Origin of the sequence: Kitasatospora cineracea, from assembly GCF_003751605.1 — a bacterium.
In the GTDB taxonomy this organism is placed as follows: domain Bacteria; phylum Actinomycetota; class Actinomycetes; order Streptomycetales; family Streptomycetaceae; genus Kitasatospora; species Kitasatospora cineracea.
Genome location: NZ_RJVJ01000001.1, coordinates 3,558,755 through 3,574,214 on the forward strand (window position 1 = coordinate 3,558,755; position 15,460 = coordinate 3,574,214).

General features: G+C 75.5%; 14 protein-coding genes and 1 pseudogene. 8 read left to right on the forward strand and 7 right to left on the reverse strand.

Annotation, left to right across the window (positions count from 1 at the left end; genetic code table 11):
* Positions 1 to 10 precede the first annotated feature (10 nt).
* Entirely contained in the window at positions 11 to 1,732 is a 1,722-nt protein-coding gene (locus EDD39_RS16170) for an urease subunit alpha (protein ID WP_123556733.1), read from the reverse strand.
* A gap of 31 nt (positions 1,733 to 1,763) precedes the next feature.
* On the reverse strand, positions 1,764 to 2,474 hold the full coding sequence (gene ureA / locus EDD39_RS16175) for an urease subunit gamma (protein WP_123556735.1): 711 nt from the start codon (positions 2,472 to 2,474) through the stop codon (positions 1,764 to 1,766).
* Positions 2,475 to 2,795: 321 nt separating this feature from the next.
* On the opposite strand from ureA, the gene EDD39_RS16180 reads away from it, so the two are divergent.
* Positions 2,796 to 3,221: an ATP-binding protein gene (locus EDD39_RS16180; protein ID WP_232794953.1), complete on the forward strand. Its 426-nt coding sequence runs from the start codon at positions 2,796 to 2,798 to the stop codon at positions 3,219 to 3,221.
* Positions 3,222 to 3,461: 240 nt separating this feature from the next.
* On the forward strand, positions 3,462 to 5,654 hold the full coding sequence (locus tag EDD39_RS16185) for a SpoIIE family protein phosphatase (RefSeq protein ID WP_123556739.1): 2,193 nt from the start codon (positions 3,462 to 3,464) through the stop codon (positions 5,652 to 5,654).
* An 88-nt stretch (positions 5,655 to 5,742) separates the two neighbouring features.
* On the opposite strand, the gene EDD39_RS16190 is transcribed toward EDD39_RS16185, so the two are convergent.
* The 5 genes from EDD39_RS16190 to EDD39_RS16210 form a co-directional block, all read right to left on the reverse strand.
* A complete protein-coding gene (locus EDD39_RS16190; protein WP_123556741.1) occupies positions 5,743 to 6,750 on the reverse strand; it encodes a DUF2637 domain-containing protein in 1,008 nt (335 codons plus the stop codon).
* A gap of 146 nt (positions 6,751 to 6,896) precedes the next feature.
* On the reverse strand, positions 6,897 to 7,697 hold the full coding sequence (locus EDD39_RS16195; protein ID WP_123556743.1) for a (2Fe-2S)-binding protein: 801 nt from the start codon (positions 7,695 to 7,697) through the stop codon (positions 6,897 to 6,899).
* A gap of 94 nt (positions 7,698 to 7,791) precedes the next feature.
* Positions 7,792 to 8,571 carry a hypothetical protein gene (locus EDD39_RS40340; protein WP_123818883.1) on the reverse strand — a complete coding sequence of 260 codons (780 nt, stop codon included), beginning with the start codon at positions 8,569 to 8,571 and terminating at the stop codon, positions 7,792 to 7,794.
* Positions 8,572 to 8,845: 274 nt separating this feature from the next.
* Positions 8,846 to 9,703 carry a hypothetical protein gene (locus EDD39_RS16205; protein WP_244256753.1) on the reverse strand — a complete coding sequence of 286 codons (858 nt, stop codon included), beginning with the start codon at positions 9,701 to 9,703 and terminating at the stop codon, positions 8,846 to 8,848.
* 233 nt (positions 9,704 to 9,936) lie between these two features.
* Positions 9,937 to 10,530 (reverse strand): nucleotidyltransferase family protein, encoded by a 594-nt coding sequence (locus tag EDD39_RS16210; RefSeq protein ID WP_123556745.1) that lies wholly within the window; start codon positions 10,528 to 10,530, stop codon positions 9,937 to 9,939.
* Between the two features lie 131 nt (positions 10,531 to 10,661).
* Here EDD39_RS16210 and moaA point away from each other — a divergent pair, with 131 nt between their 5' ends.
* The 6 genes and pseudogenes from moaA to EDD39_RS16240 all read left to right on the forward strand — a co-directional run.
* Positions 10,662 to 11,681: a GTP 3',8-cyclase MoaA gene (gene moaA / locus EDD39_RS16215; RefSeq protein ID WP_123556747.1), complete on the forward strand. Its 1,020-nt coding sequence runs from the start codon at positions 10,662 to 10,664 to the stop codon at positions 11,679 to 11,681.
* Positions 11,682 to 11,920: 239 nt separating this feature from the next.
* Positions 11,921 to 12,853, forward strand: a complete 933-nt coding sequence (locus EDD39_RS16220) for a heavy metal-binding domain-containing protein (RefSeq protein ID WP_148089456.1) — start codon at positions 11,921 to 11,923, stop codon at positions 12,851 to 12,853.
* Between the two features lie 123 nt (positions 12,854 to 12,976).
* The gene (locus tag EDD39_RS16225) at positions 12,977 to 13,807 is read left to right on the forward strand and encodes a heavy metal-binding domain-containing protein (RefSeq protein WP_208765512.1); all 831 of its coding nucleotides are present in this window, start codon (positions 12,977 to 12,979) and stop codon (positions 13,805 to 13,807) included.
* An 87-nt stretch (positions 13,808 to 13,894) separates the two neighbouring features.
* The gene (locus tag EDD39_RS16230; protein WP_030461525.1) at positions 13,895 to 14,326 is read left to right on the forward strand and encodes a hypothetical protein; all 432 of its coding nucleotides are present in this window, start codon (positions 13,895 to 13,897) and stop codon (positions 14,324 to 14,326) included.
* Between the two features lie 238 nt (positions 14,327 to 14,564).
* On the forward strand, positions 14,565 to 15,326 hold the full coding sequence (locus tag EDD39_RS16235) for an HNH endonuclease family protein (RefSeq protein WP_123556751.1): 762 nt from the start codon (positions 14,565 to 14,567) through the stop codon (positions 15,324 to 15,326).
* A 44-nt stretch (positions 15,327 to 15,370) separates the two neighbouring features.
* Positions 15,371 to 15,445 (forward strand): annotated as a pseudogene (locus EDD39_RS16240) (nuclear transport factor 2 family protein); the annotation flags it as partial.
* Positions 15,446 to 15,460 lie beyond the last annotated feature (15 nt).

Here is a 15,460-nt window from a genome sequence, read left to right on the forward strand (position 1 = left end):
GGAGGGTTGTTCAGAGGAAGTAGAGGCGGCTGAGCGAGACCGAGTCGGCGGGTGCCGAGCGCAGCGGCTCGCCGTCGAGCGAGACCAGGCCGGTGGCGGAGACGTCGACCCGGCCGGTCCGGCCGTTGCGGAGCATCGAGCGGGGGCCGATGCCGCGGGTGCCGCGCACGCCCACCCGGCGCCGGCGGGTGGGGAGTTGGTCGCCGGCCACGTCCAGGTAGGCGGAGTCGGCGGCGGCCTGGGCGACGAAGGCCACCGAGAGGTCGGCGGCGGTGGCCCCGTGCGCGCCGAACTGCGGGCCCAGGACGAGGGGTTCGCAGCGGTCGGTGGAGGCGTTCGGGTCGCCGACCACGCCGTAGGCGGGGAAGCCGGCCTTGAGGACGAGTTGCGGCTTGGCGCCGAAGTGGTCGGGGCGCCACAGCACCAGGTCGGCGAGCTTGCCGACCTCGATCGACCCGATCTCGTGCGAGAGGCCGTGCGCGATCGCCGGGTTGATGGTGAGTTTGGCGATGTAGCGCAGCACCCGCTCGTTGTCGTCGCCGCCCTCGGCGGTCCCGTACGAGCCGGTGCCGTCGAGCGGGCCGAGTTCGGCCTTCATCTTCCCGGCCATCGCGAAGGTGCGGCGGACGGTCTCGCCGGCCCGGCCCATGCCCTGGGCGTCGGAGGAGGTGATGCCGATGACGCCCAGGTCGTGCAGCACGTCCTCGGCGCCCATCGTCCCGGCCCGGATCCGGTCGCGGGCCATCGCGGCGTCGCCGGGCAGGTCGGGCTTGAGGTCGTGGGCGGAGACGATCATGTCGTAGTGCTCGCCCAGCGCGTCCCGGCCGAACGGGAGGGTGGGGTTGGTGGAGGAGCCGATGACGTTCTCCACGCCCGCCATCTTCAGCACGTTCGGCACGTGGCCGCCGCCGCAGCCCTCGATGTGGAAGGCGTGGATGGTGCGGCCCTCCAGGACGGCGAGGGTGTCCTCGACGGACAGGCACTCGTTCAACCCGTCGGTGTGCAGGGCGACCTGGACGTCGTACTCCTCGGCGACCCGCAGCGCGGTGTCCAGCGCCCGGGTGTGCGCGCCCATGTCCTCGTGCACCTTGAAGCCGGAGGCGCCGCCCTCGGCCAGCGCCTCCACCAGCGGCGCCGGGTCGGAGGACGAGCCGCGCCCCAGGAAGCCGATGTTGACCGGCCAGGCGTCGAAGGCGTTGAACGCGTGCCGCAGCGCCCAGGGCGAGTTGACGCCGACGCCCCAGACCGGGCCGAACTCCTGGCCGATGATCGTGGTCACGCCGGAGGCCAGCGAGGCCTCCATGATGCGCGGCGAGAGCAGGTGCACGTGGGTGTCGACGGCGCCGGCGGTGGCGATCAGGCCCTCGCCGGAGACGATGGTGGTGCCGGTGCCGACCACCACCTCGACCCCGTCCAGGGTGTCCGGGTTGCCGGCCCGGCCGATCGAGGTGATCCGGCCTTCCCGGATGCCGATCGAGGTCTTCCGGATGCCCTGCACCGCGTCGATCACCAGCACGTTGGAGACCACCACGTCGCAGGTCTCCCGGACGGCGGCGGGCTTCAGGTGCAGGCCGTCCCGGGCGGTCTTGCCGAACCCGGCCAGGAACTCGTCGCCGGGGGCCTGCGAGTCGGACTCGACCCGGACGATCAGCCCGGAGTCGCCGAGCCGGACCCGGTCGCCCGCGCGCGGGCCGTGCACCGAGATGTAGTCGTGCGGGGTGATGGCGCTCATGCAAGGTCCTTCCGGGGGGTCGCGGGGGCGGTCACCGGGTCGGCCCGGCGTCGTCGAACTCGGTCAGGTAGCCGGTCGCCCGGGCCTTGGCCAGCGCCGCGTCCTTCGCTCCCGGCGCGTCCAGCGGGCCGTCCACCAGCCCGGCGAAGCCGATCGCGACCCGGGCCCCGCCGATCGGGACCAGGCCGACCTCGACCGTCGCGCCCGGGTCGAAGCGCACCGAGGAGCCGGCCGGCACCGCGAGGTGGGTGCCGTACGCGGCGGCCCGGTCGAAGGCCAGGCGCGGGTTGGACTCGAAGAAGTGGAAGTGCGAGGTGACCGAGATCGGCACCGAGGCGGTGTTGTGCACCGGCAGCCGCAGGGTCTCCTCCACCGGGTCGTAGCCCGCCCCGGTGCCGGGCAGCGCCGCGCCCGGGGCGCCCTCGCCGAGCGAGCCCGCGCCGCGGAACGGGTCGGTGACCACGGCCAGCCGCGTCCCGTCCTCGAACACCGCCTCCACCTGCACCACCGTGACCACGTCCGGGACGCCCGGCAGCACGTCCCCGGCGCCCAGCACGGTGCGGCCGGCCTCGATCGCCTCGGCCAGCCGGCGGCCGTCGCGGGCCGCCTCGCAGACGGTGTCGGCGATCAGGGCCGTCGCCTCGGGGACGTTCAGCCGCACGCCCCGGGCCCGCCGGGCGCGGGCCAGTTCGGCCGCGGTGAAGATCAGCAGCCGGTCCCGTTCAGTGGGGGTCAGTCGCACGGTGCCTCGCTTTGCGGGGGTCGCGGAGGGATGGTCGGTACAGATGTTAGAACGTCGTTCAAACTTAGCACCGCCGACACCCTGGGCACACGGGCGACGGACCCGCGGGCCCGGTCGAGGGGCCGTCGACGGGCCCCGGAGGGTTTTTCGAGGGCTGAGTGGGCAAGAGGAGGAACGAGAAGGGGCAGCCGGCCCGGCGGGGGAGCGGGCGGCGGCCGTTCGGAACTACCCCGGGGGCGTACGAGGTTGATGGACGGTCAGGCGAGGTTTCCGCGACAGCGGTCGGCCACGTGGCGGGAGGGGGCCGAGCACCGGGGGCCGGTGGCGCAGACGCCGGCGGCACACCAGCCCGGGTGCGCACTGCACCGCCGGCTGCACGCCGCGCTGGACGCGGCGGACCTGCCGGCGGTGGGGGCGGTGCGCCGGCGGCTGCGGGCGGCACTCGACCACTGGGGCCTCCCGGCGGAGCTGTCCGACACCGCCGAGCTGCTCGCCTCCGAACTGGTCACCAACGCGCTGGTGCACACCGGCCGGGGCGCGGTGTTCGACGCGGTGCTGACCGGCGGCTCGCGGCTGCGGGTCGAGGTGCAGGACGCCGCGGGCGGCCAGGTGCCCAACCGGCGCGCCGCCTCCGAGACGGCCACCTCGGGGCGCGGCCTGCTGCTGGTGGAGGCGCTGGCGGACGACTGGGGCGTGCAGCTGCGGGCGGACGGGAAGACCACCTGGTTCGAGCTCTCCGCGGGCTGAACCGGGAATTGCGCCCACCCGCCACCGGGCCCGGCCGCGGGCCGGGGCGGGTGAATATGCCGGAGGCGATCGTGTGCGATCGGCACCGTTCGGCCCCCTGCCATTGCCGCCTTGCCGAACATACGAGAGGGTAGTGAGAATGTGTGCCAGGAGGCACACGCAACCATCGCGGTCCGGCCGGCCCAGTAGGGGACACGGGAACAACCAGCGGCCGCCAGGCAAGGCACCGGCAGGAGAAGCATGGCCACAGAGCCCGAGGCGCCTGGGCCCGCCCGCCGCACCCCGCCCGCCCAGGCCACCAGGAACGAGACCCCCGCGAACCCGCTGCGCACCGCCCCCGGCCCGTCCGGCGGGCGGATCGCGCCGTCCGGCCGCGGCCTGCCGACCCGCACCGGCGACTCCAGCCCCGAGTGGCTGGAACCCGCGATGGCGGCCAACGGCATCGGCTCGTTCGACTGGGACATCCGCCGCGACGTGCTGGTCGGCGACCAGCGGGCCTGCGCGATCCTCGGCCTGGTCGGCCAGCCCTTCGACCGCACCTCCGCCTCCTTCCTGGCCCTGCTGCACCCCGAGGACGCGCCCGTGGTGCGCCGCCGGGTCGAGCGCGCCGTCGCCGAACTCGGCCAGTGCGGCGCCTACTACCGCACCGTCTTCCCGAACGGCGAACTGCACGCCGTGCGCTTCCGCGGCCGGGTGCTGGCCGACGCCTTCGGCCGCCCGTCCCGGATGGTCGGCTTCGTCTGGGACGCCACCGTCGAACTGCACAAGCGCGAGCGGGCCGACGAACAGGCCCAGCTGCGCGAGCAGCGCTCCCGGTTCATCAAGGAGGCCGCCCGGGCGCTCTCCGAGGCCGTCACCGTCCGGGACGTCGCCCGGGTGTTCACCGAACTGCCGCTGCCGGGCCTGGGCCCCGACGGCCTCGCGCTGGCCTCGCTGGAGGCCGGGCGGATCGCGCTGCTCGGCTCCAACGGCTACCACAACGGGCTCAGCAACCAGTTCGACCGGATCCCGCTCGCGCCCACCCACCCCGCCGCCGAGGCGGTCCGGCAGCGCGCCCCGATCTTCGTCTCCAGCCGCGAGGAGTACCGCGAGCGCTACCCCGAGGCCTGGGACTGGGCCGAGGAGAGCGGCCGCTCCTCCTGGGCCTTCCTGCCGCTGATCGCCAGCGGCCGCCCCACCGGCATCTGCGTGGTCTCCTTCGACGACGACCGCGAACTCGACGCCGACGAGCGGACCCTGCTCTCCACCCTCGGCGGCCTGGTCGCGCAGTCCCTGGCCCGGGCCCGCCTGCACGACGCCGAGCACGAGCTCGCCGCCGGCCTGCAGCGCGTCATGCTGCCCCGCACCGTCCCCGCCGTCCCCGGCGTCAGCACCGCCGTCCGCTACCTCGCGGCCGGCTCGGGCCTGCAGATCGGCGGCGACTGGTACGACGTCGTCCCGCTGCCCGGCGGGCACGTCGGCCTGGTGATCGGCGACGTCCAGGGCCACGACGTGCACGCCGCCGGCATCATGGGCCAGCTGCGGATCGCGCTGCGCGCCTACGCCGCCGAGGGCCACCCGCCCGCCGCGGTGATGGCCCGCGCCTCCCGCTTCCTGGCCGACCTCGACACCGACCACTTCGCCACCTGCACCTACGCCGAGGTCAACGTCGACTACGGCGTGGTCTACGCCGTCCGGGCCGGCCACCTCGACCCGGTGGTGCGCCGCGCCGACGGCACCGCGCACCCCGTCCCGGTCTCCGGCGGCCTGCCGCTGGGCGTCGACCCCGACGAGGAGTACCGGGTCACCCGGTTCAGCCTCGACCCCGGCGAGACGGTCGTGCTCTGCACCGACGGCCTGGTCGAGGCCCGCGACATGGACCTCGACACCGGCTTCGCCCGGCTCTGCGAGAACGTCTCCGGCGACCTCCCCGGCATCGACGAGTCACCGCGCGAACCGCTCGAGGAACTCGCCGACCGGATCGCCTCCGGGGCCTCCGACAGCAGCGAGCGCGAGGACGACATCGCCCTGCTCCTGCTGCGCTGGGACGGCCCCGCGGGCGGCCGCGCCGCCCAGCAGCTGCGCCGCCGGATCGGCCAGGCCGACCTGGCCCGGATCGCCGAACTGCGCGGCGAACTCCGCGACGCGCTGCGCCGCTGGGGCGTGCCCGAACTGATCGACACCGCCGAACTGCTCTCCTCCGAGCTGGTCACCAACGCGATCCGGCACACCGACCGGGACGCGATGTTCACCGCCCGCCTCTACCAGGAGCACGGCCGGGCCCGCCTGCGGGTCGAGGTCGAGGACGAGTCGGACCTCTGGCCGACCCGCCGCACCCCCGGCGAGCAGGCGTCCTCCGGCCGCGGCCTGATGCTGGTCGAGGCGCTCGCCGACACCTGGGGCGTGGAGCCCCGGGGCACCGGCAAGCGGATGTGGTTCGAACTCAGCAGCTGACGCCCCGTCGGGCTCGGCAGCTGACGCTCCGACCGGCTCGGCAGCCGACGTCCCGTCGGGATCGGTGGCTGACGCCCCGTCAGGACCGTCAACCGAACTGCTGCTCCAGGTCCTTGAGCTTCTGCTCCAGCGAGTCGAGCCGGGGCAGCGTCACGGTGTCCTCCTCCGGGGTGAGGTCGATGCTGCGGTGGGCCGCCGGGGTGGCGGGCAGGCCGGCGGGGGCTATGGCGGGCTCCGTCGGGGCGGGCGGGACGGTGGCGGCGGCGGGTTCGAGCTGGCGGGCGGCGCGGTGGCGCCAGCCGCTGCCCGGCTGGCGGCCGATCGCCCGGATCTCGGCCCGCTCCCGGCGGGAGGCCAGCCGGCGGCGCTCCCGGTTCTCGGCGGCCGTCCGCTTGTCGTCGCGGACCTCCTCGACCGCCTCGTCCAGGGTGCGCACGCCCTCCAGCAGCATCAGCGACCAGGCGGCGTACGTCTCGCGCGGGGCGCGCAGCCAGCGCACCACCCGGATCTGCGGCAGCGGGCGGGGCACCAGGCCCTGCTCGCGCAGGGCGGCGACCCGGGTCTGCTTCAGCGCCCGGTCGAACAGCACGGCCGCCGAGAGCGACATCCCGGCGAAGAACTGCGGCGCCCCGTCGTGGGCACCGCCGCGCGGGGCGTGCACCCAGTTGAACCAGGCGGACGCGGCGGCGAACAACCACACCAGCAGGCGGGAGCCGAGCGCCGCGTCACCGTGGCTGGCCTCGCGGACGGCGAGCACCGAGCAGAACATCGCCGCGCCGTCCAGGCCGAACGGGACGAGGTACTCCCAGCCGCCGGAGAGCCCGAGGTTCTGGACGCCGAAGCCGACCAGCCCGTGGAAGGAGAGGGCCGCGGCCACGCCGGCGCAGCAGAAGAGCAGCAGGTAGGAGGCGCCGCCGTAGAGGGATTCGGTGCGGCGGCGGCGTTCCTCGGCGCGCTCCCAGGAGGAGTCCGTACCGCTGCCGGCGGGGGCGGAGCCGGTGGTGCGGCTGCGGGCGAAGGCCAGCAGTGCGACGGCGACCACCAGGGCGGCCGTACCGGCGACGGCCCAGCCAAGCGGTATGTCCGACAGTCTCATGACCTGATCAAGCCTCGCTTTCCGCGTCGTGATGGCGGGGACCATCATGGCGGAGAAAATCGGCGATCAAGGCGGGATCGGGGCCATTACCCCGATAGGGGGGAATTTCCGCCGGGATATCCCCCGGAAATGAATTATTGTCAGATCTATTTGACGCGCGGACAGCTGACGCAGAGTTCGGTCGGGCGCACCGTGTAGTACAGGCAGCAGCTGACCCTGGTCCGGGCCCGGCCGCCGCCCCCGGCGCGGAAGCCCGGGGTGCCGACGAACGGGGCCGCCGCCGCGTCCCCGGTCAGCAGCGCCTCCAGCGCGGCCACCGCCGCGGGCTCCTCGCCCAGCAGGCCCGCCGCGTACCAGAGGCCGTCCACCACGTCGTCGGTGACCAGTGCCCACAGGGTGCGCGGGCCGCGCCGGACCAGGGGGCGGAAGGAGTCGAGGACCGGCGCGAAGTGCTCGGCGAGCGCGGTGCGCAGGGCGGCGTCGAGCGCCGGCCGGTCCGGGACCACCAGCGCGTCGGGGCGGCCGGCCGCCGGGTCGTCGGGCAGGCAGTGGAAGCCGGCCGGACGGGCGGTCAGCTCCCCGGTGGTGCGGTTGATCGAGACCCGGGACGGCGGCAGCAGCGGGACCCGGCGCTCCAGCAGCCAGGGCAGCGTGAAGGCCAGCGCGACCGGCCAGGCGTAGCGGTGCAGGCTGAACCCGGCGGTGACGTCCGGGCGGGTCGGGGCGCCGTACAGGTCGAGGCCGAGCCGCTCGTCGAAGGCGACCATCGCCGCCAGCGCGGCCGGCTCCCCGGCCAGCGCCGCGGCGGTGGTCCAGCCCGGGCCGGTGCGCGGGGCCGCGTGGTGGATCCGCAGGTCCGGGAAGACCCGGCCCAGCCGCAGCCAACTGCCCCGACAGGGAAGGGAGTCGAGGGACGGGGGGCACTGCTCGACCTGGTGGACGGTCACGCGGGCTCCCTGGTGGTGCTCCCGGGGGCGGGCCCGGGTACGGCGAGGTGGACCTGCCCGGGCTGCTGCTCGGCCCGGGCAGGTAAGGCTCACCTTAGCTGATGTCGTGCCGCAGGTCGCGCGGTGCGCCGCCGCCCGGGGGACCCGGCTGCGCCGGGACCTGCGCCAACCGCCTCGCCAGCCACACCGGCACCCCGCCCAGCGCCTGCACCAGCCGGGCCGCCTCCGCCCGCAGCCGCTCCGCCTCGGCCGGCTCCGACACCTCCGCCAGCGAGGCCAGCGCCGGCGCCACCCCCACCGTGAAACCCAGCTCCTCGCGCAGCCGCAGCGAGGCCGCGAACCCCGCCTGGGCCCGCTCCCGGTCGCCCGCCGCCTGCGCCAGCCCCGCCAGGTGCCGCCAGGTCGAGGACCGCAGCAGCTCGTCCCCGCGCTCCCGGGCCCCCTCGTGCGCCCGGGCGTACGCACTGTGCGCCGCCGCCGGGTCGTGCAGCAGGTTCTCCGCCACCAGCCCGCGCCGGAAGTCCAGCAGCGGACGGCCCGCCGCCCGCGGCGCCAGCAGCGCCGACGTCCGCCCCAGCGCCGCCTGCGCCTCGTCCAGCCGGTCCCGGCGGCCCAGCACGCTCGCCACGTACGCCAGGAACCCCCGGGCGCAGGACGCCGACGCCCGCGCCTCGATGCCCGCCACCGACGCCTCCGCCTGGCGCAGCGCGTCCTCCGCCCGCTCCCAGTGGTCCGCGGTGAACAGGCACTGCTCGATCAGCAGCTCGGCCCGCTGGAGCGCCGCGGCCGGGTCCCGCCCGGCCTGCGGGCGCAGCAGGTCGGCCGCGTCCTGCCAGCAGCCGCGCGATCTCAGCCGCCAGACGACGTCCGCCATGCCCCCCGGGGCAGTCCCGTGCACCGACAACGCCACCTCCTTGTGCGCGCCATGCAGCGACCCGCCGGCCCTCCCCAAGGGCCCGCATCGTGGCGGCAATTCAACACGCGCGGGAGCTTGTGCACCAGATCACGAGCGCGAGGAAATCCGGAACGGCCCGATCCGGACGGTGCGCGGCCGACGCGGCGCCAGGGCGCCGGGCCGCTCCCGGTCGGAAGGCGGCGGAGGGCGGCGGAGGGCGGCGGAGGGGGTCAGGCGGCGGGGGCGGCCCCGGTCAGGACGTCCAGCCGGTCTCCATCAGGGCCTCCGCGGCGCCGTTCGACGGCTGCGGGATGCCCGCCGCGTCCAGCGTGAACAGCGCGACCAGCAGCTGCTCGCCGCGCACCACGCTCTGCCGGGAGTAGCCGGAGACGGTGAACATGGCGGCCGCGACGTCCTCGCTGTGCAGGGTCTCCAGCCACAGGCACTCCACCGCCTTGACGTCGGCCGGCTCGGTCCAGGTGTCCACCTGGGCCACGATCCGGCCGCCCAGCAGGGTGGTCGAGTCCCGTTCCTGGCCCGGTGTCAGCTCCAGATCGGCGAAACCCAGCCACTGCAGGTAGCGGGCCGCCGTCAGCACCGCGTCCTGCGGGGTGCTCACCGGCTGCGGACGGAACGGCGGACGCAGCGCCCGGGCCGGGCCCGAACCCGCGGCCGGCGGGTCCGGCAGCACGGACGGCGCGACCGGCGGCACCGCCGTCGTGTACGGGCGGGCGGTCTCCACCGGGCGGGCCGAACGCGGACCGGCGCTCTGCAGCCGCGGTGCCCGGTCCACCGGCAGCCGGACCGTCGCCCCGCAGTCGCAGGTGAACTCCGGCTGCGGCCACTGGTCGCTGCGCCCGCAGTGCGGGCAGCGCATGCTCAGCCAGGAGTCCTCCCAGGACCGGAACCGCACCTGCACCGGCACCCCGCCGCGCAGCAGCGGCACCCGCAGCTGCGCCCCGCACGGGCACGGCAGGCTCGGCGGCTCGTACCGGTGCTCGGCCCGGCAGGCCGGGCAGCGCAGGTGGCTCGCCCCCGACGGCGAACCGGGAGGGAAACCGGTCGGCTCCGGGGCGCGGGCGGCGTCGGCGGCGTCCTCGGGCAGCGGCATGGGCGGTCACCGTCCGTTCGGATCGGGAGGTGGAGCTCGGGAGGGGTAGGACTCCATCCTGGCCGATCGGCGCCCCGCCCGGCACGGAATGAGGGATTCCTCCAGCGGAGTTGAGGTGGGGAAAAGGTGCGCGAACGGTCGCGCGCCGGGGGGCGCACGCGGCCGCCGCGGGTGCCGGGGGCGGAAGTTGACGGTGCGTCAGGCGGGGTTCCCGGTGGGGGCCGGGCGGCGCGTCAGGCGATGCCCCAGCGGGGGAGGTCGGCCGGGGTGTCGAGGTCGTCCGGGACGGCCGCGTCCGTGCAGTCGACCAGCGCCACCGGGCGGGACGCCAGCAGGCGGCGGGCGCCCGCGTCGCCGGTGGCGGTGGCGCGGAGGAAGGGGAAGTGGGCGGCGCCGATCAGGACCGGGTGGGCCCGGCGGCCGGCGTAGGCGGCCGCGGCGAGGTCGGCGGGGCCGGTGTGGGCCGCGAGCAGGAGGCGGACCGCCTCCGGGGTGACGCCCGGGGTGTCCACCAGCAGGACCAGGGCCGCCGTCGTGCCCGGGGGCAGGGCGGCCAGGCCGGCGAGCAGCGAGGAGGCCATGCCGGTGGGCCAGCCGGGATTGTCGACGAGTCGACAGTCGTCGGCGGCGCGCACCCGGGCCCGCACCTCGGCGGCGGCCGCGCCCAGCACCGCCACCGCCCCGGCGCAGCCGCCCGCCCGGGCCGTCGCCAGCGCGTGCTCCAGCAGCGGGCGCCCCCGGTAGGGGAGGAGCGCCTTCGGACGCCCGCCCAACCGGGAGCCGCCGCCCGCCGCCAGCACCAGGGCCGGCACCCGCAGTTCCGCCATGCCCGCCAGTCTGCCCCCGTCCCCCGCCGGGCCGCCTTGGACGATCCGACAGGCCGCACCGGCCCGGCCGCCGCCGCTCCCGGCCGTTCCGTCCCTGGACCGGCCCCCCGCCGCCCCCGTTCACTGGCCCCATGGCACCGCGCACCACTGACGCCCCCGCCGACGCCCCCGCACCGCTGGTCGACCGGTACGGCCGGGTCCACACCGACCTGCGGATCTCGCTCACCGACCGGTGCAACCTGCGCTGCACCTACTGCATGCCCGCCGAAGGACTCGACTGGCTGCCGCGCGACCAGACCCTCGACGACGACGAACTGCTGCGCCTGGCCGGCATCGCCGTCCACCGCCTGGGCATCCGCACCCTGCGGCTGACCGGCGGCGAACCGCTGCTGCGCCGCGGCCTGCCCGGCCTGGTGGCCCGGCTGGCCGGCCTCGGCGCCGAACTCTCGCTCACCACCAACGGCATCGGACTCGCCCGGCGGGCAACGGAGTTGAAGCAGGCCGGACTGCACCGGGTGAACGTCAGCCTGGACACCCTGCGCCCCGAGCGGTACGCGGCGCTCACCCGCCGCGACCGGCTCCCCGACGTGCTGGCCGGGCTGGCCGCCGCCCGGGCCGCCGGGCTGGCGCCGGTGAAGGTCAACGCGGTGCCGGTGCGCGGCGTCAACGAGGACGAACTCGTCGACCTGGTCGAGTTCGCCGTCGACGGCGGCTACCGGATGCGGTTCATCGAATCGATGCCGCTGGACGCCCAGGGCGCCTGGGACCGCGCCGCGATGGTCACGGCCGACGAGATCCTCGACGTCCTCGCCGCCCGCTGGCGCCTCGTCCCGGTCGGCCGGCACGGCAACGCGCCCGCCGAGGAGTGGCGGCTGGCCGGCACCGACCACGTGGTCGGCGTGATCGCCTCCGTCACCCGCCCGTTCTGCGGCGGCTGCGACCGGGTCCGGCTCACCGCCGACGGCCAGCTGCGCAACTGCCTGTTCGCCACCGAGGAGTCCGACCTGCGGGCCCTGCTGCGCGGGGGCGCCGACGACGCCCGGATCGAACGGGCCTGGCGGGACTGCGTCGCCCGCAAGGCGCCCGGACACCGGATCGGCGACGCGGGCTTCGTCCGGCCGGACCGGCCGATGTCGGCGATCGGCGGCTGAGGACGGGGCGGCGGGGAGGAGGGGGACACCGGCGGGGCGGGGAGGAAGCGTCCGCCCCCGCGAGGGCCGCGGCCTCGGTGCGCGCCCGCCGGCTCGACGCCCCGTGGCGGATCCGGGCCCGGCCCGACCGCCGGCCGTAGCCGACGGGGGCTGCTGTCGCCGGGCCGGCAGCCGGGCGTAGGGTGCCCGGACGGGCCCCGGCGTCGGACCGGCGGGGCCGCAGGACGGGGGTGGGCGGCATGACGGGGGCCTGGGACGGTGCGGGGCTGCCGCCGGTGGCGGCGGCGCGGGTCGCCGGGGGGCGGGACGGCGGGACGTGGTCGTCGGCGCTGTCCACGGGCGAGTTCGCCGCGATCAGGTCGGTCGGGTTCGAGCCGGTCGGCCAGGTGATGGGGTCGGCGGTCTACCGGGTCGGCCGCAGCGGGCGGTACTGGGGGTACCACGCCTGCGGATACCGCAGCGGGTGGTCCAACGGCGGCAACCCCGCGCCCGTCGCCCTGTCCGGGCAGGGCGCGCCCTCCGCCGCCCTGGTGCAGGTGCTGGACGACGCCCGGCGCGCCGCGCTGGGCCGGATGACCGCCGAGTGCACCGCGCTCGGCGGGGACGGCGTGGTGGCGGCCCGGCTGACGATGGCTCCGTTCCCGGCCGCGCCGCACTGCCTGGAGTTCAAGGTGATCGGCACCGCGGTGCGCGCCGCGGGGGAGGTCCGGCCGCACCGCCCGTTCACCTCGCACCTGGACGGCGCGGGCTTCGCCAAGCTGATCACCGCGGGCTGGGTGCCGGTCGGCCTGCTGGTCGGCATGTCGGTCGGGGTGCGCCACGACGACTACCGGACCGGCCTGCAGCGGTTCTCCTGGTCCAACCAGGAGGTGGACGGCTGGACCGACCTGGTCCGGCAGGTCCGGGCCGACGCCCGGGCCCAGCTGCGCCGGCAGGCGGCCGACTGCGGCGGCCGGGGCGTGATCCTCGCCGACCACGACCTGCGGGTCTGGCAGGAGCCCTGCCTGACCAGGGACAAGCAGACCGACCACATCACCGAGAGCACCCTGGTCGGCACCGCCGTCGTCCGCTTCGCCACCGCCCCCGCCCGGCCGCGCACCCTCACCGTCATGCCGCTGAACGGCGACGGCGACCGGCTGCGCCGCCGCCTCGCCCAGGCGGCCCGCCGGTAGCGGCGGACCGACACCGGACCGCCACCGGACCGCACGTCACACCAGCGCCGCACGCCATATCGGCGCCTGACACCGCACCAGCGCCGCACGCCACATCAGCACAGCCATGGGGAGACTGACCGGATGAACACCTTCGATCCCACCGCGCAGGGCGTGCCGGCCGACGCGATGCGGCGGCTCGCCGAGCTGCAGCCCGGCAAGCCGGGCTCGATCTTCACCAGCGACCTGTCGGTCAACGAGTTCCTGCTGGTCCGGGAGGCCGGGTTCCGGCCGATCGGGCTGGTCCTGGGCAGTTCGATCTACCACGTCGGGATCCAGCTCGGCCGCTGGGGCAAGAACCAGGAGCTGGAGACGCTCAGCCAGGCCATGTACCACGCGCGCGAACTCGCCATGACCCGGATGGAGGCCGAGGCCGCGACCCTGGGCGCGGACGGGATCGTCGGCGTCCGGCTGAGCGTGGAGGCGCGGGACTTCGGCGCGGACATCGCCGAGTTCATCGCCATCGGCACCGCCGTCAAGGCCGACCACCCCGCGCCCGGCGGCACCGACTGGCGCAACAACAAGGGCCAGCCGTTCACCTCCGACCTCTCCGGCCAGGACTTCTGGACCCTGATCCGGGCCGGCTACGCACCGCTCGGCATGACCATGGGCACCTGCGTCTACCACATCGCGCACCAGAAGATGAGCTCGGTCTTCTCCAACCTCGGCAAGAACGTGGAGATCGAGCCGTTCACCCAGGCCCTGTACGACGCCCGCGAGTTGGCGATGGCCCGGATGCAGGCCGAGGCCGAGGCGCTGGGCGCCGAGGGGATCGTCGGGGTGCAGCTCAACGCGCACAACCACCGCTGGGGCGGCCACACCACGGAGTTCTTCGCCATCGGCACCGCGGTCCGCCCGCTGCGCGAGGACCACGAGATCGAACGGCCCACCATGGTGCTGAGCCTGGACGGCTGAGGCCCGGACCGCCGCCGCGCCCCGGACCCGTAGGCTCGCTGCGGACAGCGCGGGCGCACCCGCCGACCGACCGCACCGAGGAGTGACATGACCGACGGCCAGCTCGAACCGGCCGCCCCGGACGAGGGCTCGATCGACCTGCTGACGGCCGCCCTCCGCCGGGACGCCGCCGACCTGGAGGCGTACACCCGGGTGCTGGCCGGCGCGCTCGCGGACGCCCTCCCGGCGGACGCGGTGACGGTCGGGCGCAGGCGCGGCCTGGCCGACCGGATGGCCGGGCGGCCCGGCCGGATCGAGCGGCTGGACGTCTCGACCGACGGGCAGCGGCTCAGCCTGACCGTCACCGGGGGGCGGGCGGCGGCCGAGGTGTGCCAGGTGGTGCGCGGCGTGGTGCTGTCGCGGCGGCCGGTCCCGCTCGACGAGTGGACCCGGGAGCTGGCCGCGGCCCTCACCGCCCGGGCCCGCTCCGACGCCCGCGCCCGGGAGGCGCTGGAACGGCTGCTGCTCGGCGACCGCTGACCGGGAGCCGGGAGCCGGGAGCCGGGAGCCGGGAGCCGGGAGCCGGGAGCCGGGAGCCGGGAGCCGGTGACCGGCGATCTGCGGTCGGTGGCGGAGCGGGAACGGGTCAGGCGTGCGTCGGGACGATATTTGCCCGTTTTGTGAGGTGGGTCATGCTGCGGCCCGAACCGCTTGACCCGGCAGGGCGGGGCTGGTCTCCTGGTGGGCCGTCAGAGTCGCCCAGCCGCAGAGGAACACCGTGCGCTCCCGCCGTACCGCCGCAGTCGCCGTCCTGTTGCTCGCCCCGTTGGCCCTCGCCGGGTGCACCAGTGCGAAGAAGGGGCCGTCGGGCGGGGCGGGTTCCGGTTCCGGCTCCGGGGCGGTGTCGCAGGGCACGAACCCGCTGCAGAACCCGGACGGCACCAAGCCCGGCCTGGCGCCCGTCACCGCCGACGCCGACAAGAAGGCCGGACGCGACCTGATCGTCCAGGTCAGGACGGCCGACCCGGGCCCGAAGACCGGCTACGACCGGGACCAGTTCGGACCGGCCTGGACGGACAACGTGGACGGCGTGCCGATGGGGCACAACAACTGCGGGACCAGGGACGACGTGCTGGCCCGCGACGGCAAGGGCGTCGAGCGCAAGGACGGCTCCGCCTGCGTGGTCACCGCGATGACCATCTGGGACCCGTACACCGGCAAGACCGTGCAGTGGACCAAGCAGCAGCCGTCGAAGATCCAGATCGACCACGTGATGCCGCTGTCCTACGACTGGCAGCAGGGCGCCTCGCAGTGGGAGAAGGCCAAGCGGGTGCAGATCGCCAACGACCCGCTCAACCTGATCCCCGCCGACGGCTCGCAGAACGCCTCCAAGGGCGACGCCGGCCCGGCGTCCTGGCTTCCCGCCAACACCGAGATCCGCTGCTCGTACGCGATCCGCTGGGCGCAGGTGTCGCTGAAGTACCAACTGCCGGTGACGCCCGCCGACAAGAAGACCATGCTCGCGCTGTGCGGCGGCTGAGGCGAGGAGCCGGGCGCGCCCGGAACGGCTGGTATTACTAGGACATGCAGGAAGAGATTGCACGCTCCGCGATCGACACGTTCATCTCCGCGTTCAACGCCTCGGACGACAGCTACCTGGACTAATTGCAGTGC

Bases quoted from the DNA above. Each gene is read 5' to 3' on its own strand.
- EDD39_RS16170 (WP_123556733.1), bottom strand. From the start codon at position 1,732: ATGAGCGCCATCACCCCGCACGACTACATCTCGGTGCACGGCCCGCGC.
- EDD39_RS16185 (WP_123556739.1), top strand. From the start codon at position 3,462: ATGGCCACAGAGCCCGAGGCGCCTGGGCCCGCCCGCCGCACCCCGCCC.
- EDD39_RS16190 (WP_123556741.1), bottom strand. From the start codon at position 6,750: ATGAGACTGTCGGACATACCGCTTGGCTGGGCCGTCGCCGGTACGGCC.
- EDD39_RS40340 (WP_123818883.1), bottom strand. From the start codon at position 8,571: ATGGCGGACGTCGTCTGGCGGCTGAGATCGCGCGGCTGCTGGCAGGAC.
- EDD39_RS16205 (WP_244256753.1), bottom strand. From the start codon at position 9,703: ATGCCGCTGCCCGAGGACGCCGCCGACGCCGCCCGCGCCCCGGAGCCG.
- EDD39_RS16210 (WP_123556745.1), bottom strand. From the start codon at position 10,530: ATGGCGGAACTGCGGGTGCCGGCCCTGGTGCTGGCGGCGGGCGGCGGC.
- moaA (WP_123556747.1), top strand. From the start codon at position 10,662: ATGGCACCGCGCACCACTGACGCCCCCGCCGACGCCCCCGCACCGCTG.
- EDD39_RS16220 (WP_148089456.1), top strand. From the start codon at position 11,921: ATGACGGGGGCCTGGGACGGTGCGGGGCTGCCGCCGGTGGCGGCGGCG.
- EDD39_RS16225 (WP_208765512.1), top strand. From the start codon at position 12,977: ATGAACACCTTCGATCCCACCGCGCAGGGCGTGCCGGCCGACGCGATG.
- EDD39_RS16230 (WP_030461525.1), top strand. From the start codon at position 13,895: ATGACCGACGGCCAGCTCGAACCGGCCGCCCCGGACGAGGGCTCGATC.